Genomic DNA, 21,955 nt, shown 5'->3' with positions numbered 1-21,955 from the left:
TGCCAATGTCAGGAATCGTTAGGGGTTTGGTAGGTTCAGCTTCTGGCAGTTTGAACAGAATTACAAAGAATGCAGGATAATGGGCAAAGCTTTCACATTTTGTTACCTTTAAATCCCAATCTTTCAGCAAGCATTCGATCGGCAACCATGCGAACCCATTACTGCGGCGAAGTTAGAAGCGAACATATTGAACAAACTGTCACCTTGTGTGGATGGGTAGACCGTCGCCGCGACCACGGGGGTGTCATATTCTTAGATTTGCGCGATCGCACCGGCATCGTTCAAATTGTCAGCGACCCTGTACGCACGCCTGAATCTTACGAAGAGGCGGCTTCCCAGCGCCACGAATACGTCCTCAGAATTACAGGTCGAGTCAGCAAACGTCCCGAAGACTCACTCAATCCCCGCCTACCGACGGGCGAGATTGAAATTTACGCAGATAAAATTGAACTGCTCAATCAGGTATACAAGCAGCTGCCCTTCCAAGTAGGGGCGGGAGACACAGAATCCCTGCGCGAAGACTTGCGGCTGAAGTATCGCTATTTAGACTTAAGACGCGATCGCATGACTCGCAACCTCCAGTTGCGTCACCAAGTCGTCAAAGCCATCCGTCGCTACCTAGAAGATATCGAAAACTTCATCGAAATAGAAACGCCGATTCTCACCAAATCCACTCCCGAAGGCGCACGGGATTACCTCGTACCCAGCCGCGTCAATCCCAGCGAGTGGTATGCTCTACCTCAGTCGCCGCAGTTATTTAAGCAACTGCTGATGGTATCCGGCTATGACCGCTATTACCAGATTGCTCGTTGCTTCCGGGATGAAGATTTACGCGCCGACAGACAGCCAGAATTTACTCAGTTAGACATGGAGATGAGCTTCATGTCTGTTGAAGAGATTCTCCAGCTCAACGAAAGTTTAGTTTGCCATATCTTCAAAACCGTAAAAGACATCGACCTACCCCGTCCCTTCCCGCGCCTGACTTATGCAGAAGCGATGGATCGCTACGGGTGCGATAAACCAGACACCCGCTTTGGCTTAGAACTTGTCAACGTTTCCGATTTGCTCAAAGATTCTGGGTTTAAGGTATTTTCCGGCGCTGTAGCCTCTGGCGGCATCGTCAAAGTATTGCCCATTCCCGGCGGAAACGACGCCTTATCCAACGTGCGGATCAAACAAGGCGGCGACCTGTTTAAAGAAGCTAGCGTTGCCGGTGCTAAGGGTCTTGCCTATATTCGCGTGCGAGATGACGGCGAACTCGATACCATTGGCGCGATCAAAGACAACCTCACCGAAGCGCAAAAGCAAGAATTGCTGAGTCGCACAGGTGCAAAAGCCGGTCATCTTTTGCTATTTGGTGCTGGCGATACGAATACGGTTAATAAAACCCTAGACAGATTGCGCCAGGTGATTGGTGGCGAACTGGGACTCATCGATCCTGACAAAAACAACTTGCTTTGGGTGACAGACTTTCCCATGTTTGAGTGGAATGCTGATGAGAAGCGCTTAGAGGCGCTGCATCATCCGTTTACTGCCCCCCATCCCGATGATTTGCACGACCTGAAGACGGCACGGGCGCAAGCTTATGACCTCATTCTCAATGGCGTGGAAGTTGGCGGTGGAAGTCGGCGGATTTACCAGCGCGAGGTTCAAGAGCAGGTGTTTGAAGCCATTGGCTTGTCTAAAGAGGAAGCTTATAGCAAGTTTGGATTTTTGCTAGAGGCGTTTGAATATGGCACGCCGCCGCACGGGGGGATTGCCTACGGCTTAGACCGCTTGGTGATGCTCTTAGCGGGTGAAGAATCGATTCGGGATGTGATTGCCTTCCCGAAGACGCAGCAGGCTCGTTGTTTATTGACCGATGCCCCCTCTGGTGTCGATGCCAAGCAGTTGAAGGAATTGCACGTCGCTTCGACATACAAGCCGAAATCCAGCGATAAAGACAAGCAGTAACTCGCGCGATCGCTCTCTAGCGCTAGAGGCGCACAAGGAATTGTGCGCCTTCAAAATTTTTGGGTATTACAAGAATTGCGGCTCAGTTACGGGCGTCGGAAAGTGAAACAGAGGCGGGAGGAAATAATCGCGCGATCGCTCTCCTATCTTCCCAATCTTACAAAAGACCATTAAGCTTCAAAATCAAAGATGATCGCATCGTCTAAGCATTCCAATATCGCCGACTTAACTCGTTCGTGTTCGGGATGCGGCAAATAGGCATCGCGGGCGTCTGCGCTCTCAAATGTCATCAAAAATCCGTGGTTGTAGCCCTGGTTCAACCCCTCGTGGCTAGAATAGGCTCCCCCAGCATAGTAGGTAATGCCTGGAATTAATTGCTGAAGTTCACCCAGTTGGCTTAACAAATCTGCAATCTTTTCCGGCGTTATTTCTGGTTTAAATTTGAGCAGAACCATGTGTTGAATCTGAGGCATTTGCTTGGGTTATTGATGGCAGAGTATCTAAAAGCTTAGCTGGGAACAGAAAGAACACAAAGCCAGACGCGATCGCTCTCAATAAAACTTTTCTTTTCAGTCACAAGCGATCGCTCCTCAACCCTGCTTCTGTTGGTGCTTGCTGTCTTAAACAAATTACACTGGCAAGACCAAATTGTTCTCAATTGTCCTGCTGCTTTTGAGCTGCTTGCTGCACTTGCTCTATGGTTAATCCCAATCCCTGTGCTACCTGTTCTATACTCAATCCCATTGCCAACAATTGAGGCACTGATTCTAACTTGCCCTCTAACTTGCCCTCTAACTTGCCCTCTAACTTGCCTTCCTGCTTAATAGATTGATACATCCTTGTCTGTCTAAATTCATCGTCGATTCCCAACATTTGTGCTAATTCCTCACGACTCAATTGGGTAAACTTGTACAACAGGATCGTCTCTATCAATGCCAACCCCCCAACCCCCCTTCGGAAGAAGGGGGGCCAGAGGATGCTTCGCTTTTATTCTAAACTTTTGCCTAGTTTCTTCATCTTCAATTCCTTGTCTCGCTTGCTCAAGTAACCGCCTAGCTTTGTTAAGAGTTCTCGCTCTTCTCTCCACGACTAATTGCACAATGCCGATGCCAATAGATTCGGCGGCGGCTATTCCTAATTCATCGGGATGAGCTTCTTATATAATTGACAAACATCTGTCTAAGGTTAGAAAAACCTAGGCGGCTACCTCAGGAAAGCTTGCAGAAAAAGCCATGAACTCCAGCACGTATCGAAATAGTTTACTCAAAGTTATCGGTGTACCTTTAAGAGGTTTTATTTTATGGCTTTGCCTTACAAGTGGGGGACTGCTGGCGCAGACGCTTTTCGCAGCCTGGTAGTTAAGAATTTGCAAGAACCCGGAAATTTTGTCTTAGTCAACTACTTGCTTAAAGCAATCGGTCAGGAAAAGGGAGGACATATCTCCCCAGTTGCTGCTTACAACGAAAAGACAGATCGCTTTTTGATTTTAGATGTCTCCCGCTACAAATACAGCGTTTTCTTTCTGGATGAGGTACAGTCAAGCTTCCAAAATCAAAGGTTTTAGGCGATCCTCGTACCTCACTAGCTTCAAAAGTGCTGTATCCCCCAGTCTGGGTGAAAGCAGAAGACCTCTGGAAGGCAATGGCGACACTAGATCCTGATTCCGGTAAGACGCGGGGGTTTGTGTTGGTATCGCGTCAATCCCGCGCCGATTCTTCGTCAGAGATGCGGAAGTGAAAAAGTCGCCGCTACACAGACAAAGGCTATAGCCTAACGTCATACGCTTTGTGCCTGTGGAGAATAAATTGCACGGTATATATCTGTAGGGGCGTAGAGCCGTGCGCCCCTACAATAATTGCAAGCAGATAGCGAAAAAGCATAAAAAAGGAGATATATTCATGCGATCGCGTTTGAGATGGCTGTTGTCAGTTATCAGCTTCATCGGTGGTTGCGCCTACAGCATCAGCGGCGCGACCCCTTCTGTACAAGCCGCTCAAACCATCGTGGTTCGGAAAGGCTTCTCTACTGAATCCATTGAGATCGCGGATCTCCGCCAGCTTGCGGAAACGGGAACTGCCCCATCGTCTCTGAGAAGTTTCGCAAGAAACCTGTCTTCTCAACAACGAAGCCAAATTTTATCAGCACTGAGGGCAAAATTTGATATTGATGTTCTGCAAGTGAGTCGCTTACTTGATACTGAGATTGGCAGCGCGATCGCATCTGCTTTGGCTAGCACAACATCGCGTCAGGATAACGTCGGGGTGCTAGATGTGCGATCGGGACTGGTATTGGGGGCTAGGGCACCAGAAGGACTCTCTTTGCTCAGCTTTATCGAAGCTTATCCCCGTCAAACGCTTTATATAGACTTAAATCGGGCGTTTAAAGTCGTCGAAAATTTTAACAGCGCTTTTTGGCAAACTCAGTGGTTTATGGCGGAGATTGCCCCCCAACTGACTGTCAAGCGCCCCCAACTTAATTTACCCTTTGATCCGACGCTACCAGGAACTGCATCCGTGCAGGTGCTGAACTTGAAACTAAATGATACCCAGCGCCGCCGTGAAATTCCCGTTGATGTTTACTGGTCGGAAGCAGCTTCTCCGGCTAAACCTATTATTGTTCTATCGCATGGGTTAGGTTCGGTTCGCACCGATATGCGCTACTTGGCAGAGCATTTGGCATCCTATGGCTATGTGGTGGCAGCCTTAGAACATCCTGGGAGTAACGAAAGTCATGTGAAGCAGGTAGTCAGAGGCAAGGCTCCTCTGTTGGATGCTCAGGAGTTTTTGGATCGTCCTAAGGATATCAGTTTTGTTATCGACGAACTAGAAAAGCTGAACCAAAAGGCAGGGGAACTTCAGGGTAAACTGGCACCCGATCGCGTCATGGTAATCGGGTATTCTTTGGGCGGTAGTACAGCTTTATCTATTGCTGGTGCCGAGTTGCAATTAGCGTCTTTAAAAGAGCGCTGTAAAGGTAACGTGATTTCCTTTAATCTTGGGGAAGCTTCCCAGTGTTTTGCCAGCGGACTTCCGGAAGACCGCTATCAACTGCGAGATCCCAGAGTCAAAGCAGCGATCGCTTTCAATCCCACCACCTCTTTACTCTTTGGCGAAACGGGTTTGAGCGCCGTGCAAGTCCCCACTTTAATTGAAGCCGCTTCCGCCGATAAGACAACTCCGGCTTTAACCGAACAAATTATCGGCTTTTCTCAAATACCCGCCCCAAAATGGTTGGTGGGTGTGGTGGGAGGCACCCATTTGAGTGTCAAAGATCCCAGCACTACCCAAGATCAAGCTAGACAACCGAATACACTTTACACGGGCGGTGAAGTCGTCGGCGAACAAGCGGTTGCCATCCGCAGCTACATGAAAGCGATCGCGCTGGCAATGGCAGCACAACTCACAGATGATGCTGCCAAGTCCGCGATTTTCCTCACCCCAGAATATGCCCAGTTGGCATCAACAGATGCTTTCCCGATTCGCCTCGTCACTGAGATTCCGCCGAAAGCACAAGCAGTAGTTGACGATTTTCTTCAGAATCAATCAAAAAGGTAATTAGTCCTTGGTCATTAGAGGATGTTTGAAAAGTGCTTTTTCAAACGCTATGGGTTAGAGATCCCCCTTGCATCCCCCGATAAATTGGGGGACGCAAGAAGATTTTCCCCCCTTAAAAAGGCTACCGTGTACACACAAGTGACTTATAAATTTGTGCGCTCAGTGATGGTGCAAGATATCAGCTTCTCGACTCGGTTCTAGTTTTTTAGTCTGTTTAGACTTGCTACGGGATTTTTTCCCACCAGATTTAAAGCGATCGCGCAGCGTCCCAATCACGATATACAGAATTGGCACCACAAACAAACTCAACAAAGTAGCCACGAGCATTCCGCCAAACACCGCCGTTCCTAGAGATTGACGGCTACCTGCACCTGCTCCTTCCGCTGTTACTAGCGGTACAATACCTAAAATAAACGAGAAAGCAGTCATTAGAATCGGTCGCAAACGCTCCTGCGACGCTTCAATTACCGCTCTAGTAATCGAAAGACCTTTATCCCGCAGTTGGTTGGCAAATTCCACAATTAGAATCGCATTTTTACTTGCCAAACCAATCAACATCACTAAACCAATCTGGCAATAAACATCATTGGATAAACCGCGCAGTGACTGAGCCGAAAGTGCCCCCAAAATAGCTAGAGGAACAGAGAGCAAAATAATCAGAGGGTCAATGTAATTTTCGTACTGGGCAGCTAGTACCAAAAATACGAAAACCAGCCCTAAACCAAAGATAATTGGTGCTAAACCTCCAGATTCGATTTCTTCTCGTGAAGTCCCCGACCATTCATAACTAAAACCAGTGGGCAAAACCTGCTGAGCAATTTTTTCCATTGCTTTAATAGCATCTCCAGAACTAGAACCAGGAGCCGGAGATCCAGTAATTTCCACTGAACGGAACAGATTGTAATGGTTAATTGTTGGCGCTCCTGTTGTGGGAGTAATCGTGACTAGATTACTCAGAGGAATCATTTGATTTTGTTGGGAACGCACGTACAGTTGACCGATATCTTGTGGGTTAGAGCGAAATTGTTTGTCTGCTTGGACGTACACCCGATAATTTCGCTGCTGTAGATTGAAGTCGTTTACATATTGCGACCCTAAGGAAGTTTGCAGGGTATTGAAAATATCGTCTATCGAGACTTGCAGCGCTTTCGCTCGATTGCGGTTGACTTCGACCAGTAGCTGAGGCGAGTTCGCAGCAAATGTGCTAAAAACAGCTTGTAATCCTGGTGTTTGATTGGCACGACCGAGCATCTGTCCCATCGTCTGAACCAGAGAATCCAAGTTATTATTACCGCGTTGGTCTTGCAGCTCAAACTGGAAGCCACCAAAACTGCCCAATCCCTGAATTGCCGGAGGATTCACTGGTAAAATTCTCGCTTCTGTAATTTGTGAAAGCGTTCCGCGCAGTTTGCCAAGAATTGCCTGCACTGACTCACCCTCACCGTGGCGTTCCTCCCAAGGTTTGAGGGTGGTAAAAATGAGACCGTTGTTGGCAGTATTGCCGCTAAAACCAAAGCCCCCTACCGCAAAAGTTCCCACAACTAAGGGATTTTTGAGAATTTCTTTTTCTACCTTTGCCATCACTTCGCTGGTATAGTTCAGCGACACCCCTTCTGGTCCTTGGATGACGGTGATGAAATAGCCTTGATCTTCTTCAGGAAGAAATGCTGTAGGCACCTTCAGGTAAAGCCAAGCAGTCAGTCCCAAAGAGACGATAAATAGCCCGATGACAACTCCTTTGAAGCGGGAAAGGACGGTGAGCGATCGCTGGTATTTCCGGCGCGTCCAGTCAAATCCGGCATTAAACCGATCGAAAAACCAACCAAGCCATCTGGGAGGTCTTTGTCCCTGACGCAGCAACAACGCTGAGAGAGCAGGTGTTAAGGTCAGCGCGCTAAAAGTAGAGAGTGCAATTGAGAACGCGATCGTCAGTGCAAATTGCTTGTAAAGTATCCCAGTCGTTCCGGGAAAGAACGCCACGGGGATAAACACAGCCATCAGCACCAGTGAAGTTGCAATCACTGCCCCGAACAGTTCTGCCATTGCCTCAGAAGCCGCCTGACGGGGATTCATTCCCTTTTCCTGAATAAAGCGGCTGATATCCTCAACCACGATAATCGCGTCATCAACCACCAATCCAGTCGCCAAAGTCAGACCAAACAAGGTCAGACTATTGATCGAAAACCCAAAAATCTTGATAAAGGCAAAAGTACCAATTAAGGAGATCGGAATCGTAATCGTGGGAATGATCGTGGTTCGCCAGTCCTGCAAGAAAACAAAGATGACCAAAACAACCAACGCGATCGCTTCAAAGAGAGTCTTGAGTACTTCCGAAAGCGACTGTTCCACAAACAGGGTCGTATCAAACGCCACCTGATATTTCAGTCCAGGGGGAAAAATCTTTTGCAGCTTTTGCATTTCTGCTTTGACTTCCTTGGCAACATCCAATGCATTACTGCCAGGAAGTTGATAAATCCCTAAACCGACAGCTTCGTTGCCTCGAAATCGCAGAAACGAAGTGTAATTTTCTGCTCCAAGTTCAACCCGACCCACATCTTTCAGCTTAACCAGCGTCCCATCCGTATCTGTTTTCAAGACAATGTCTTCAAATTCAGAGGTTTCTGTCAGTCTGCTAACAGCCCGCAGGTCAATTTGATACATTTGCCCTTCCGGCGATGGTTCCTGACCAATTCGCCCAGCACCAACTTGTAAGTTCTGTTCGTTGAGCGCATTAACAACATCTCGATCGACTAAACCGCGACTGGCAAGCCGATTAGGGTCTAGCCATACGCGCATAGAATATCGGCGTTCGCCAAAAATTTGCACATCACCAACGCCCTTTAATCTTTTCAGAGCATCGGTCAAATAGAGGTCAGCGTAGTTACTTAAAAATATGTTGTCGTACTCTTTGTTTTGGGCGTACAAACCGACTGCCAAAAGCAAGCTTGTAGACTGCTTATTCACCCTGATGCCAGTCCGCTGCACCGCTTGAGGCAACTGTGGTTGGGCGACAGAAACTCGATTTTGTACGTCTACAGCGGCAATATCTTTGTTCCGCGACGAGTCAAAGGTAGCTGTAATCTGACTGGTGCCATCGTTACTGCTACTCGAAGTCAGGTATCTTAGCCCCTCAACCCCGTTAATTTGCCTTTCTAAAATAGTCGTGACCGCGCTTTCCACAACTTCAGCACTAGCCCCGCTGTAGTTAGCAGTAACAGTGATTTGGGTTGGGCTGATTTCCGGGTACTGGGCAATTGGTAGCGTGGGAATGCTAATTGCTCCCACTAGCAGGATTACCAAAGAGCAGACTGTAGCGAATACAGGTCGCTTAATGAAGAAATCAACAAACATAGTTTTGGTAATTGGTAATTGGTAATTGGTGGGTATTAAGTATTAGATATTAGGGATTGGTGAAGAAAATTCTCCATTACCTTACTCATTACCTATTACCCATTACTGATTACTTAGACTCAGGAATGATGGGAGCGCCATCAGATAAATTCTGAATACCTGAGACGATAACTTTTTCGCCTGGTTGTAATCCTTCTAGCACTTGATAATTATTTTTCTGGATATCGCCCAACTTCACTGGCTTTTGCTTAGCTACAAGCTTGGCTTGTCCTGGTTGCGCTTGTCCTGGTTGAGATTGTTGAGATTGCGCCACAAAAACAAAAGTTGATCCACCCAAGCGAGAAATAGCGCTAGTTGGGATTAAAACTCCCGGACGTTCTTGCCAAATCAGATTGGCTTTGATAAATTGTCCATCCCGCAGTTGTCCTTGGGAATTGTCAAAGCTAGCTTTTGCTTGAATGCTTTGAGAATTGCTAGTTACTCTAGGAGAAATGAAACTAATTTGACCTGTACCTAGCAATTTTCCTTGAGAATCCTTCCCTTCAACTCTCTGCCCCAAGCGTAAATCTGGCCCCCGTTCTAGCGGGATAGATAACCGCAGGTCTAGCGCTTGGTTTTGAGTAACCGTGGCAATTGTATCGCCACTCTTAACGTAGTCCCCTAACTTGACTGGAATAAGTCCGACAACGCCAGCGATGGGGGCGACAATTGTGGCATCTTTCAGTTGTTCGTTGGAAAGATTGGCGTTGGCTTCAGCTTGCCTTACCCCGGCTTGCGCTTCGGAAAGGCTGGCTTGAGCTGCCTGAATGCCTTCGCTGCTAGCATTTAAGGCGGCTTGGGCGGCGCGGATATCGCGGGTAACTTGGTCTAGTTCTGCTCTTGGCAACGCGCCTTGCTGTACGAGGGTGGAAGTACGGCGGAAGTTTTCCTTTTGTAGTTCTACTTCAGCGACACGAGAAACCCGTTCTGCTTGTAAGGCTTTAATTTGCGAGACGGCATTGGCACGGGTGGCGCGGGCGGCGTTAACAGCCTGGAGGACGCTGGCTAATTCGGCTTGTCTCTTTTCGCGGCTGAGCTGGGCTAAGGGCTTACCAGCGGGAACGCGATCGCCTTCAGCAACAAAAATCTGACTGACTCGCCCGTCAATTTCAGGCTTGAGTACCACCGAACGTTGCGCTTCTAAAGCGCCGACAAACTCGGAACTTTCCAGAATCGTCCCTATCTCTATCGTTGCTAGCTTGACGGGAATTCCTTGAGGTTTACCCACCGCCGCCGCAGTCGCATTCGGTGCTTCACTGGCACGGCTATGCCACCACCGCCAACCAAAACCTGCACCGACGATTAAAAGGATAATTCCCAGCGCCACAGACCAACGCTGTCTTTTCCGGGGTTGATACCGCTCATTTGCCTCATACTCATCGTATTCTAGAGCCTGACGATCGTCTGCGATCGCCATCTGTTCTTTGTCAACTGAAACTGGGGATGGGGACTCAGGATCGGGCATTGTCGTTTCCTCTCCTTTTACTTAGCTTGATAGCACGCTTTAGTCTTAAACAGCGGTACTTATTAAACGACTTTCAACAGCGTCGCTATTGGCTTATATAGTTTTCTTAATGGGCTTGCGGTCATTGCCACCCCACCTCAGTCCGATGATTGAGCCAGAGAGACAGCAGATAACATCTACATATATTAAAATCAAATGCAACAATTAATTGTATCAGATTGATATAAATGCTGGAATTAGCTACTTTAGGTCTACTACAACGCGAACCGCTACATGGCTACCGCTTAAAACAGCAACTAGAGCTGTTCATGAGTGGTTGTATCAGCGTCAACTATGGAGCTATTTATCCGCTCTTGAAGCGCCTGGAAGAACGGGGTGCAATATCAGTGTTGGTAGAGGAGGAAGGCGAAGCGGGTTCGCTCCGCAAGAGTTACAGCATTACGGATCGAGGGCGCGAGCGATGGATGCACAAGATGATGGAATATCCCCATGAAAGCTGGGTGAATGCTCGCTCTCGCTTCACGATCAAGTTTTTCTTTTTTGGTAACTTAGAACCCGCAAAACGGATTAAGTTACTGGAGCATCGCCTGATGGTTTGTCGGCTGCGCCAGGATCTCCAAGAAAGGGAACCGCTGCCAGCAGATCCCTACCAGGCAGAAGTTTGGCGCAGATGTATGGTAGTGATTCGAAGCGAAATCGAATGGTTGACCGAACAACTGGCATCTGAGCGAACAGAACCCTCTTTGGGAAGTTCGGGGCAAAGCGAGGTAGAGACGAGAATCGTCGCCACTTGAGAGACATCGAATCCTGCAACCGAACAATGGCAACGCCATGTCAAGAGAAATACAAGGACTATCTGTAGGGCTAAAGTAGTCAATTATTTCTAGCAGAATGCACCAATATCAAGCTTAGGGGTCTGCATTTTCAGGTTCTTGGCGCAATTCACAAAAATTCGTTTGCCAAGCACATTAGCAACCCAGTATCCTTCTTAAGGTGCTTGAGCTAAAGAAAAGAAGTTTTTCTAACAGCGCAGACCAAATTCAAAAACTTATGCCAAATTCTAGTCATCCGTTTCACTGGGTAAGAACTGGTCTCATGGCTGTGGGTGCGAGTGCAGCGATCGCCATGAGCTGTGCAAAACTGAGTGTTGCACAAGAAACGCCTCCTCTTACTCAGCCAAATAGTGCTTTTGAAAGTCAGGGAACCCAGTCGGTTGCCCCTACGCCAGCGCTTCCCGCAATATCTTCCCAGACGCTAAAGGAAGCCGTCAGCCGAGATGGAGCTAGCCCTCCCGACTCAACGGGAGGAAAGACAGGTGTTTCCCAGTCGGCTCCACCACAACCGCCACAGGCACCCGCCTCTCTGGAAAGCCTACCCCTTGAATACCTCAACCCCAGCGCCAATCCCCTCCAATTTCCCACCAAATCTGAGGAAGTGCAGATTCAAACCTTCCAACGGATTACCCTACAACAAGCTCTGGAGCTGGCACGGCGCAACAATCGGGATTTACAAGTGGCAATTCTCACCCTGGAGCGATCGCGGGCATCCGTGCGAGAATTTCAGGCGGCTGAGTTTCCATCAATCGGCGTAGAATCAAATTTTTCCAGGTCAGATTCTCCGAATGCTGAGCTAAATCAGCAACAGTCATCCTCCTTAAACTCATTATTCGGGAATGACGACGATAATACCGTCTCGACATCCTTTGACACCAGCCTGCAAGTGAGTTACGAACTCTACACCTCCGGGCGGCGCGGGGCACGTATCCGGGCGGCAGAAGAACAGTTGCGATTCGATCAGTTAGAGGTAGAACGCCAGTCCGAGCAACTCCGCCTGGATGTCAGCAATGCCTACTACGATCTGCAAGAAGCCGATTCCCAAACTGAGATTTCCCAAGCAGCAGTGACAGATGCCGCGAGGAGTCTCCGGGATGCTCAGTTGCTAGAACAGGCTGGACTTGGGACGCGATTTGACGTACTCCGGGCGCAGGTACAGCTGGCAAATGCCGTTCAGGATCTAACTCGCAGCCGAAGTCAGCAGAGCATTGCCCGCAGGCAATTAACGCGGCTGTTAAGTCTAGGGCAAACCGTTGAAGTGGCGGCAGCAGACGAAATTGAGGTTGCCGGTGACTGGAATCTAACACTAGAACAGAGTATTATTCTCGCCGTGAAGAACCGAGCCGAGCTAGAACAGCTTTTGGCTCGACGGAACATCAGCGAACAGCAAAGGCGTATTGCCCTGGCGGCAACCAGACCGCAAATCAACCTAGTTGCCAACTACAGCGTTTTAGGGGTATTAAATGATGATGTGGGGCCAGCCGATGGTTTAACCTTGGGGGCGCAATTCCGATGGGATTTTTACGATGGGGGAGCCGCCAGAGCCAGAGCAAATCAGGAGAAAACCAATATAGCGATCGCTGAAACTCAATTTGCCGATCAGCGCAACCAAATCCGCTTGGAGGTGGAACAAGCTTATTACAACTTAAGGTCGAATGCCGAGAACATTCAAACTGCCTTTTTTGCCGTCACCCAGGCAGAAGAAAGCTTGCGTCTGGCAGAGTTACGATTTAGATCCGGCGTCGGCACTCAGACAGATGTAATTAGCGCTCAAACCGAGCTAACTCGTGCTAGAGTCAACCGTCTTACAGCTGTTCTCGACTACAATCGCTCCCTGGCAGCTCTCGAACGGGCGATTAGCAATCTCCCGGATAGTCAACTTTCCGATCAACCCCAATAGGGCGATGGAAGCGAATCGATCCTACGGTGTCTCAAAACACCACTGGCGTTTCAGTAAAGATCGGCTTTGCTAAATTTGGATAATTTTTTAAGATTTCTTAATAGAAGCGAGGTGAGTTAAAAAGGCGGATGGCTAATATTACATTTGTCAACGAAAATCAAGAAGCGATCGCAGCAGATGGGGCTAACTTAAGAGAAAAAGCCCTACAGAATGGCATTGATATCTATACCTTTAGGGGAAAGATGATGAACTGCGGGGGATATGGTCAATGCGGCACCTGCATTGTGGAAATTGTCGAAGGTATGGAAAATCTTTCGCCTCGCACTGAGGTGGAAAATCGCAAACTGAAGAAAAAGCCAGAAACCTATCGCTTAGCTTGTCAAACTCTTGTAAATGGCCCGACAAGTGTGAAAACAAAGCCGCGATAGAAAATTAAAGGTTTTTAACGCAAAGCTCGCAAAGGATTTCGCCAAGTTACGCCAAGGGATGATAAATTCTCTGCGTTACTCTGCGCTTCCTTTGCGTTTAAATTTTCATGGCTCTACTGCCTAGAACCATCCTCCCAGCGGCACTAGCTTGAGAAATTCTTGCTTGATCTTTTGATAAATTGGAATCTTTCCCGGTTGGATGTGAGCATACCCAGTTGTGCCTAAAAATAAGGGAACATCTGGATTTTCAAACGAGATCCGCACCTTTACTATTGGCTTTTGTTGAGATGGCTCGGATGGCGCTACTGGTAAAATTTCTTCTACCTTCGCGTCGTAAGCGCGGAAATCGATTCCCGGTGGGCGAAATCTCACAGACATTCCCTGTTTAATTAACTCAGCATCTTCTTGCTGAATCTCCACAACAGCCGTGAGCTGACTCAAGTCAACGATTTGTAAAAGTTCTTTGCCTTCTGGGAGTTTTTGACCTTCCCATTGGTCTATATCCTGAGTAATTACCGTTCCTGACATCGTTGCTAATACAGTTAGCTGGTTGCTTCTGTCCTGCAATTTTTCTTGTTCTGCTTGCAACAGGAGAATTTGTTTCTCCCACTTTTGCACTTCGGCGGCGGCAACTTTCACTTCTTGTTCGGCAGACTGCACTGCCATATTCTTTTCCCCAGCTTCATCTTTGCGCCGGTTCAACTCTAGACGTATTTCCTTCTTAGCGGCATCAATTTGAGCTTCTGTGGTAGTAATTTGCTGGGTTTTGGCGGCGATTTCTCCCTCTAAAACGGCTCTTGCTCTTTTGGGTTCATCCAGCTTGACGCTAGGCAAGACGCCCTGTTGAACTAATTTCTCATCCCTGAGAATTTCAGTCTGAAGCAAACTTAAACTCTTTTGCAAACCATCCAGTTCTTTGTGACGTTCTTCCTTAGTTCTTTCTAAAACAAGGACGTGAGGTGGCGGATTTCCTTTAAGCATTTGGTCAAACTCTTGCTGGAGTTCGTTAGCTCTTTGAGCCGCTGTTTGTGCTAAAAAACGGACGTGTTGCAGTCTGGATGAGGCGGTTGATTGCTGTTCTGATGCTGACTTCTGGGCTGATGAAGCTTCCTGGAATTTTTGATCGATGTCGGCAAGCTTGTCATCGAGTTCATTACTCGAAAGTTGGGCAATGCGTTGTCCGGCAACTATCTTACTATTGGGACGCACGTAGATTTTTTCCACTACGGCTGGCTCGGTCATAGTAACAACTTTTCTGGAGCCTGGGGTTGGTTCGATGGTGGCTTTACCCGTGACGGAGTTTGCAATCGGGATGAATCCAATACCGACTAAACCAACGGTAATACCACTGAGTATTAGCCATTTGCTGGTTGATTTGGCTGAAGTGGGGGTCTTATTGGGTACGTCGGCGTGTGGCGCTGTTGGTTGCGGTGTCACATTTTTCCCTGTTGTAGGGGGTGGCACCACTTTTAGCTGGGGAGAGGGGCTGGAATTATTGGCAGGATTTGCAGAATTAGGGGTAAGCATGGTGGCAGATGCAGGAGTGGGGTGGGGACGTTGCGGTTTGGGGGTAGAACTACTGGTATCGGCGGGAAAGTAGAAATAAATCGCCCAAAGTGCTAGCAGGGTGAGGGCAGTAATGGGGATATGGGTGAGCGTCCAACTGGTGACAAAACCCAAGAGGCTGCCAAAGACAAGTAGAGTGTAGGCAAGACTACAGGGGGCATAGGCAGCTAAAATCCTCTGGTCGCTTGGTTCTTCTCGGCTGGCGCGTCCTTGCAGCAAGTTGGCATAAAATCCGAAGGAGCGGCTACGCAGGTTGTTGATGCCACTCAGGGCGACTGCCAGGTAATAGCCATCAAACTTGCTTAAGGGATTAAGATTCAAGGCGACAGTAAATAAAGCTGCTGCCATTAGTAAGTAGCTGGTGGTGTGCAGCCACGAGGCGGATGACTGCCATAACCAGAAAGCACCTGCGGCAATTATCAGTTGACAAACCACTCCCGCTGCCACAACTAAGACTCTTTGCCGACGCTTCACTAAGCAATAAGCATCAGTGGTGTTGGTATAGGCAGCGGGGATAAAAAACATGAACATTAGCCCCACGTCCGGGACAATGCCGCCGTAGTATTTCAGCGTGAAGGCATGACCGAGTTCGTGGAGGGTGACAACCAGCATGGATAGCAGGGCAAATGGTAGCACTAAGGCGGCTCCCTGAGTGGCTACCAGTTGGTGTCCGGTGAAGAAAATTTTAGCTTGTTGGGAAAGAGCAAAAGCGCCAGACCAAGCGAGAAGGAAACACACAAAAAAACCGAATTGCTGCGTCCAAATCCAGCGCAACGGGTTAATATTCCGCGTCAACCACTTATCGGGATTGAACAGGGAAATTTTGAAAAACAGTAGTTGTAGGGGGGTGAATTTGCCTTTAGGTGGTTTTGACGGTTTAGTGCCTTCCAGCATGGCAGTCGCCGCCAGTAGTTGCAGAAGTTGCCGCAGTTCGTCGGGGGTGAGGTGGTGTTTTTGAGCGATCGCCCCTAGTGTCATCCGTCCTAAATCCGCGATCGCTGCTTTACTGCGCTCATCCACCTGAAGAAACGTTACATCCTCTGGATTTCGTAATATCCAGTATCCATCTGGGTGCTGAATCCACTGTACGCAAGACTTCAGAAGAGACGAAGTATTTGGTTCTAAATTTGTCGATTTTTCCGGGGCTTTATCACTCGATACTTCCCCTATATTGCTGTCTTCCGGTAGTGCCAGAATTTCTAATTCAATTAATTTCTGTAGTAGCTGAGATACAAAATCGGAATAAATCGCTTCACCCAACTTTTGCTGACAGCGCTTTTGGACTTGTCTGATGGTAAAACGCCCGGTAAAAAATGTTAGAGCATAGCCTTCTATGGCAGAAAACCGGATGCGTCGATTGTCTTGTAGCGCTTGCAAGAGGAATTCAGATGAATTCCGCACCTTGCCCAGTTTCCAATAAGCAGTTAGGTCGGGACAGATCCAGTTACTACTTTCGTTCTCAGCGAATCCACCCTCAAGATTCATTAGCGAAAGTCCTACTTACAGTAGATTCATCCCTAACAGCATAATCTTAAATTTTCAGTTTTAGGAACAAAAACAAAGAAATTTAGACGAATATCTAAAAACCATTTGATTATGAATTAAAACTATAAAAATATATGTATATCTACGGATATTAAATATTGTTTTTCTGTAAAGGTTTACGCCACTTCTTCATCACAACTCTATAAAAAGACGCGAAAAATCTAGATAAAATTCACCATAAATTCACAAACTAAACTAAAAAGTTCAGTAATATCTCTCCCCTTATCTGGAAAAAAAGTCGTGTAAATTTTACTCAAGCCAGAGAAATATCACTGAAGATAGCTGGTGCTGCGCCAAGTATTTTAAACTACCAGGGTACAGGGAATGAATCGGTTCAAGTTTTTCTCGAAAAAGGCTGCGGCTCAAAGATTCCAGCCTCAGGAATCCCCTCAGTTGCCACCGTTGCAGACGTTCATTTTAGAACCGATTCTGACGCCGAGTGGTTTGTTAGACGGCGGAGATAGTGCGCCCGATCCAATGGTGATGGATTGGGGTACGGATGCGATCGCTGATGCAGATATCCCGGACACAGATGGGATGGATGCGATCGCTGATGCAGATATCCCGGACACGGATGGGATGGATGCGATCGCTGACATTGACATTCCAGATGACGACATCGAACCCGTTGACTTCTTCTACGGCGATGCAGATGACCCACTGGGGGCTATTTCAGACCCCAGCCCCATCTTTGAATCTGGCGTCTTCACTGTAGGCGAAACCGGCGAAGTTAGCATTGATTTCCTATTTGACGGCGGTCAGTATCAGGGAGAACTAGCCGTTTTTAGCCTGGATGGAATGGATGAATTTGAGCCTGGTTCGCAAGAGTTTATCCAAGAAGCGGCTTCTCGCGCTTTGAGTAATTCTGAGTTAGGTCATGTAGCGCTTTCTGACACCGCTGAAGGAGCCAAATTTAATGGCGCACTGCCCCACGAAAGCAACTTTAACACTGGCGAATACCAAGGCGTCAAAACCTTCTCAATGCGTCCCGGCGACACCTTTGGCGTCATGCTAGTGCCTCATGGTACTGTACAGCAGCTATTTGACAACCCCGCGGCTGAGGGTTATGCGCGTCCGCTGTTCTCAATGACGACAAGCAACCCGAATGATGCCTTCCACATGGGACAGATTGCCGATGTCACCGGCGATGGCAATACTTTCGTGATGGAAGATATGCGGGTTGATGGCTGGACAGACAAAGACTATAACGACGTTGTTTTCCAAGTGCGGGGTGCAACAGCCGAAGCAGTGCATCTGGATGATGTAATTGACTCCGGTAAAGATTGGCGCAGTACAGATATGGGTCAGGCATTAATCGCTTATGCCGAACCCTACGTTACACCCGATGCTGATGATGGGGGAGCGATCGCTGTTGACACAATTCCCGATTTAGAAGACTCAGGGGATGATGGGGGAGCGATCGCTGTCGATCCTATTCTCGACTTAGAAGACACAGGGGATGATGGGGGAGCGATCGCTGTTGACACAATTCCTGATTTTGAAGACATTGCTGAAAATCCAGCTAATGATACAGAAGTTGTAGAAGAACATACCCATGTCGGAGAAGTACCCGTAACCAACATGGTTCAGCCGCAGCGGTTTGAGTTTGCCAAAGCGAATCAGCCTTTGGTGGGCGTGATTGATACAGGTTTCAGTGCCAATAATCCCGATATTGACTATAGCCGGATTATTTTGGGGCAAGACAGAGTGGCTGGGGATGCTAACCCGTTGCTGTCAGCAGGTGAAGGCAACGAACATGGAACCCACGTTTTAGGTATTATTGGGGCAACTCAAGACAATGGTATTGGCATTAATGGCGTCAATGATGAGGCACCAATTTGGGTAGGCCGTGCAACTGGTTCTGGGCAATGGTCACAATCTCTAATTGAATTTGTAGATGCTGCCAAGGAGTCACAGCAACCAAATGCAGTTGTTAATCTCAGCTTTGACCTGACTCAAATTAATCCTGATGGCAGTATCACCACTCGGACAGAACTGACAGCAGCAGAACGTGGGGCCTTGGAATATGCTCGTCATAACAATGTTTTAGTCGTTGTCTCAGCTGGGAACCAGGGCGGCGAGATGTCGGCTTTAGGGACAGCTTCTTTGGAATTCGACAATGTGATCGCAGTTGGTGCTGTAGGTTCAGACTCTTCTGCCCATGCTGATTATTCCAGCTTTGGGGCTGGGCTAGACGTTATGGCTCTTGGCGGTGATGCTGACAATCCTATTGTCTCAACAAAGGCTGATGGCATTGGAACGGGATTTGGTACTTCTGTGGCTACTGCAAGAGTGACTGGGGCTGCGTCTCAAGTCTGGGCTGCCAACCCGGATCTCAGCTATCACCAGATCAAAGACATCCTCAAGGCAACAGCAACGGATCTTGCTCAAATTGGATGGGATGCAGGAACAGGAGCTGGATTGCTAAATATGAATCTGGCGGTTCAACTGGCAGCATCCACAACACCAAAACCCAAACTAACACAGTCTTCAACCATAAATCTGCCCGATCTCAAAACACCCGTTCTGGGGTCAACTCAAGCAGAGAATGGCGTTGTCTACGTGTCTACCAGTTTTGGTCAAATTCTGCGGATCAACACAGAAACGGGTGAGCAAAGTCAGGTATTCCAAGGTCGAGCATTTACGGATCTTGCGGTTGCTCCAAGCGGCAAGCTTTATGGCTCCACTTTCAATGGTTTGTTTGAAATTAACTCAGCTACTGGAGAAGAGACTTTCATTGGGCAATTTGCTTCAAGGCTAAGCATCAATGCCCTGACATTCTCTCCTGATGGCAAGCTTTATGGAGCAGACAGCGAGACAGGTAAGCTATTCCTAATTTCTCCTCAAACTGCCCAAGCTGTTGAAATGGGTTCTTTAGGTGGGCCAAGTAGCGGAGATATCATTTTCAATGGTCGTAATCAGATTTTGGCAACGGTCAAGGGTTCTACGAGCGATCGCCTGGTTGCTGTAGACGTGACCACTGGCAATGCCAAGATGATTGGTGATTTAGGCTTCTCTAATATTTATGGTTTAGCACTTCTGAATGGAGCGCTGACAGCCTTGACCGCCGAGGGTCAGAAACTAGCGATTAATCCACGCACGGGTGTGGCAACTCTTCAGGGTACGGTTTCCAGCCAAGGTCAGATTTGGGGTGCAGCTGATAATCCTAGCAGTGCCGGGATTGTAACGGGTGAATTACCTACAGTTCTGCCGGAGGGTCAAGTTGACCCCAACCGTCTACCAGTAAATGTGGAACGCGAAACCGATGCAGCATCTCAAAGCAAAGCCAGCGCTATGGGCTCAGACTGGAGGACAGAGTATGACCGCACCCAGAACTGGATAGGGAGTATTACAAGCTTGCAGCCCCGGTTCTTCTGGAGGGATGGACAAGGCCGTAACTGGGAAATCATTAATACTACAAACGGCTATATAATACGCACACCTGGACTAGGAGCCTTTGCCTTTTCTTGGGAAGAGTACAATAACACGAAGAGTTGGGACTTGTTCTGGAATGCAGTGCATGCAGGGCTTACCAGAAATCAAATCATTGCGCTCAAAAATGCTTACTGGGATCGTCGCAATGTAGGTACGCAGATTGTTGGTTCCTTACAGCGTTGGGGCAATGGCTGGACACAAGAGTTCAGGGACGGCAGTGGTAACCGCACAAAGCTGATGTTGGAGGATGGTGCCAATACAGCTTACTGGATGCAGGGCGGCAATCTAGCTGAATATGAATTTGTGGGTGGTCCAGTTGGTCGGAACTTAGAGGGTCGGTGGGTACAATTGGGCTACCCTCGCTCTAACGAAAATCAAATTTCTCGTTCTGATGGCAAATGGGCGGTCTGGCAAGCTTTTTCTGGTAACGACGGTAAAGCTCGTATTCATTACCTAGATGGGATTGGCTCAGTCGCTACTTGGGGAAGCATTGGTTCTCTCTACACCAATTTGGGCGGAACCTATCACTGGTTGGGAATGCCAACTCGTCGAGAGTACATTGACGGTGACACGATTTTCGCTGACTTCCAAGGAGGTCGCATTGCTTACAACCGCAATGATGGACGTACTGAAGCGATTCATTGGGGTGAACAACCTTCTTGGAGACGTCCAGTTGGTAATCCCGATATTGATATCCAAGTTGATTTCTATGGAAATTTTACTTTATTGCAAAGAAACTTAATTCAACAAGCCGTCATAAATTGGGAAAACATCATCACGAGAGATAAGGTATCTAGTGGAGTTCTCAGAATTGCAATAACTCAAGGTTCAAAAACTATGAATGGTGGTACTTGGGGTCACTGGGCTGAAACCACTTTTATGGAAAATCAGCAAAAATCTCGGTTAGACTTAACTCGTGACTACTTAGGAGAGGGGCGTATTCATTTCAATAGCCAGATAATAAATACATTGTCCAGCAATTCATTAGTTCGTCTGACTATGCACGAAATTGGTCATGCACTAGGTTTAGATGAAGCTCAATTTGACGCAACTTTGGGAATGAACAGTGTCATGGATTTAAAAGGTCTAGATCCAAACATCACTGAAGGTATGTATAAACGGCTAGAATGGTTGGGCTACAGCGTTAATCGTAGTTCTAGTATCAACTGGGGTTAATTGTGCTTATATCAGAAGGCGATTTCTTGTATTTCCAGCAATCCCTTTTCCTCCCCCAGAGAATGTCTTTTATCCTTCTCCATGCCTGAACAGTATTGAGGAAATTGAATGGGGTTTATCGCTGGCAAAAACACAGGTTCAACCTTTAATAAATTGATGTAGATGTCACAGAAGCGATTGCACTCTCTATTTCCCCAAATGTGATCGCTCCTCCTTTTCCCCTTCCGAAAGAACGCGCAATCGCCTTTTTTCCTGTTATAGAAATAGGCGATCGCCCAACTGGGCTATGCGAAAGCGTTGCGCGGAAAAAGTCAGTTCGCAGTTTGCTTTGCAGATGCTACGCGATCGCGTATCCTGTATGCTCTCGCACTTGGGGCGGATGGAACGCCAGCACAATATGACCTTTAGGCACTCCAGCCGCCACCAGTTCACCCGTGATGCCATCCTCAATGCCATCATAGTGAATCCAGATTTTGTCATTGCGGATTTGGGCATGAACCATACAGCCATGCACTCGGCGGTCATTCTCCCAACCTTCGTGCATCAGCATAAAATGATTGCGTTAGCGAAGCTTTCCGAAGGAATCGCGGCTAACCACCACATAAGCGATCACATCCCCATAACGGTAAGGCAGATCCGCATAATATTGGAGAATTTTCTCCAAAGTCTCACGCCATTGGTCTATAGGTTGATTTGCGGTTGCCATTGGA

12 protein-coding genes and 2 pseudogenes are annotated in these 21,955 nt (G+C 47.8%); 7 read left to right on the top strand and 7 right to left on the bottom strand.

Annotated elements, in window-relative coordinates; translation table 11 throughout:
* Positions 1-147: 147 nt before the first annotated feature.
* Complete coding sequence (gene aspS / locus ACFW2W_RS02720; protein ID WP_378173001.1) at positions 148-1,953, top strand: aspartate--tRNA ligase; 1,806 nt, start codon at positions 148-150, stop codon at positions 1,951-1,953.
* A gap of 170 nt (positions 1,954-2,123) precedes the next feature.
* Here the strand turns inward: aspS and ACFW2W_RS02715 are convergent, their stop codons facing one another.
* The 3 genes from ACFW2W_RS02715 to ACFW2W_RS02705 all read right to left on the bottom strand — a co-directional run bounded on the left by ACFW2W_RS02715 (position 2,124) and on the right by ACFW2W_RS02705 (position 3,040).
* Positions 2,124-2,426: a Dabb family protein gene (locus tag ACFW2W_RS02715; protein WP_378172999.1), complete on the bottom strand. Its 303-nt coding sequence runs from the start codon at positions 2,424-2,426 to the stop codon at positions 2,124-2,126.
* Between the two features lie 181 nt (positions 2,427-2,607).
* A complete protein-coding gene (locus ACFW2W_RS02710) occupies positions 2,608-2,892 on the bottom strand; it encodes an Rpn family recombination-promoting nuclease/putative transposase (RefSeq protein ID WP_378172996.1) in 285 nt (94 codons plus the stop codon).
* A complete protein-coding gene (locus tag ACFW2W_RS02705; RefSeq protein ID WP_378173059.1) occupies positions 2,840-3,040 on the bottom strand; it encodes a hypothetical protein in 201 nt (66 codons plus the stop codon). The genes ACFW2W_RS02710 and ACFW2W_RS02705 overlap by 53 nt, the downstream gene beginning before the upstream one ends.
* Before the next feature lie 225 nt (positions 3,041-3,265).
* On the opposite strand from ACFW2W_RS02705, the pseudogene ACFW2W_RS02700 reads away from it, so the two are divergent.
* Positions 3,266-3,690: pseudogene (locus ACFW2W_RS02700) on the top strand (phytochelatin synthase family protein); the annotation flags it as partial.
* 161 nt (positions 3,691-3,851) lie between these two features.
* Positions 3,852-5,507 carry an alpha/beta hydrolase gene (locus ACFW2W_RS02695; protein ID WP_378172993.1) on the top strand — a complete coding sequence of 552 codons (1,656 nt, stop codon included), beginning with the start codon at positions 3,852-3,854 and terminating at the stop codon, positions 5,505-5,507.
* A gap of 159 nt (positions 5,508-5,666) precedes the next feature.
* Here ACFW2W_RS02695 and ACFW2W_RS02690 read toward each other — a convergent pair whose 3' ends face one another.
* Together ACFW2W_RS02690 and ACFW2W_RS02685 are read right to left on the bottom strand one after the other, a co-directional pair.
* Positions 5,667-8,858: an efflux RND transporter permease subunit gene (locus ACFW2W_RS02690; protein ID WP_378172990.1), complete on the bottom strand. Its 3,192-nt coding sequence runs from the start codon at positions 8,856-8,858 to the stop codon at positions 5,667-5,669.
* 109 nt (positions 8,859-8,967) lie between these two features.
* A complete protein-coding gene (locus ACFW2W_RS02685) occupies positions 8,968-10,362 on the bottom strand; it encodes an efflux RND transporter periplasmic adaptor subunit (RefSeq protein ID WP_378172988.1) in 1,395 nt (464 codons plus the stop codon).
* Positions 10,363-10,589: 227 nt separating this feature from the next.
* Here ACFW2W_RS02685 and ACFW2W_RS02680 point away from each other — a divergent pair, with 227 nt between their 5' ends.
* From ACFW2W_RS02680 to ACFW2W_RS02670, 3 genes are all read left to right on the top strand, one after another.
* On the top strand, positions 10,590-11,156 hold the full coding sequence (locus ACFW2W_RS02680; protein WP_378172985.1) for a PadR family transcriptional regulator: 567 nt from the start codon (positions 10,590-10,592) through the stop codon (positions 11,154-11,156).
* Between the two features lie 256 nt (positions 11,157-11,412).
* Positions 11,413-13,095, top strand: a complete 1,683-nt coding sequence (locus tag ACFW2W_RS02675) for a TolC family protein (RefSeq protein ID WP_378172982.1) — start codon at positions 11,413-11,415, stop codon at positions 13,093-13,095.
* 128 nt (positions 13,096-13,223) lie between these two features.
* Positions 13,224-13,523, top strand: coding sequence for a 2Fe-2S iron-sulfur cluster-binding protein (locus ACFW2W_RS02670; RefSeq protein ID WP_190414681.1), 300 nt, complete (start codon positions 13,224-13,226; stop codon positions 13,521-13,523).
* A 120-nt stretch (positions 13,524-13,643) separates the two neighbouring features.
* Here the strand turns inward: ACFW2W_RS02670 and ACFW2W_RS02665 are convergent, their stop codons facing one another.
* Positions 13,644-16,574 (bottom strand): efflux RND transporter periplasmic adaptor subunit, encoded by a 2,931-nt coding sequence (locus ACFW2W_RS02665; protein WP_378172978.1) that lies wholly within the window; start codon positions 16,572-16,574, stop codon positions 13,644-13,646.
* A 384-nt stretch (positions 16,575-16,958) separates the two neighbouring features.
* Between ACFW2W_RS02665 and ACFW2W_RS02660 the strand changes: the two genes are divergently transcribed.
* Entirely contained in the window at positions 16,959-21,245 is a 4,287-nt protein-coding gene (locus tag ACFW2W_RS02660) for a S8 family serine peptidase (protein WP_378172975.1), read from the top strand.
* Positions 21,246-21,582: 337 nt separating this feature from the next.
* Here the strand turns inward: ACFW2W_RS02660 and ACFW2W_RS02655 are convergent.
* Positions 21,583-21,951, bottom strand: a pseudogene (locus tag ACFW2W_RS02655) (XisI protein).
* Positions 21,952-21,955: the final 4 nt, after the last annotated feature.

Origin of the sequence: Coleofasciculus sp. H7-2 (assembly GCF_042747725.1) — a bacterium.
GTDB lineage: Bacteria > Cyanobacteriota > Cyanobacteriia > Cyanobacteriales > FACHB-T130 > FACHB-T130.
Note: the sequence above shows the minus strand (reverse complement) of the source record. Positions and strands in the feature narration are given on the sequence as shown.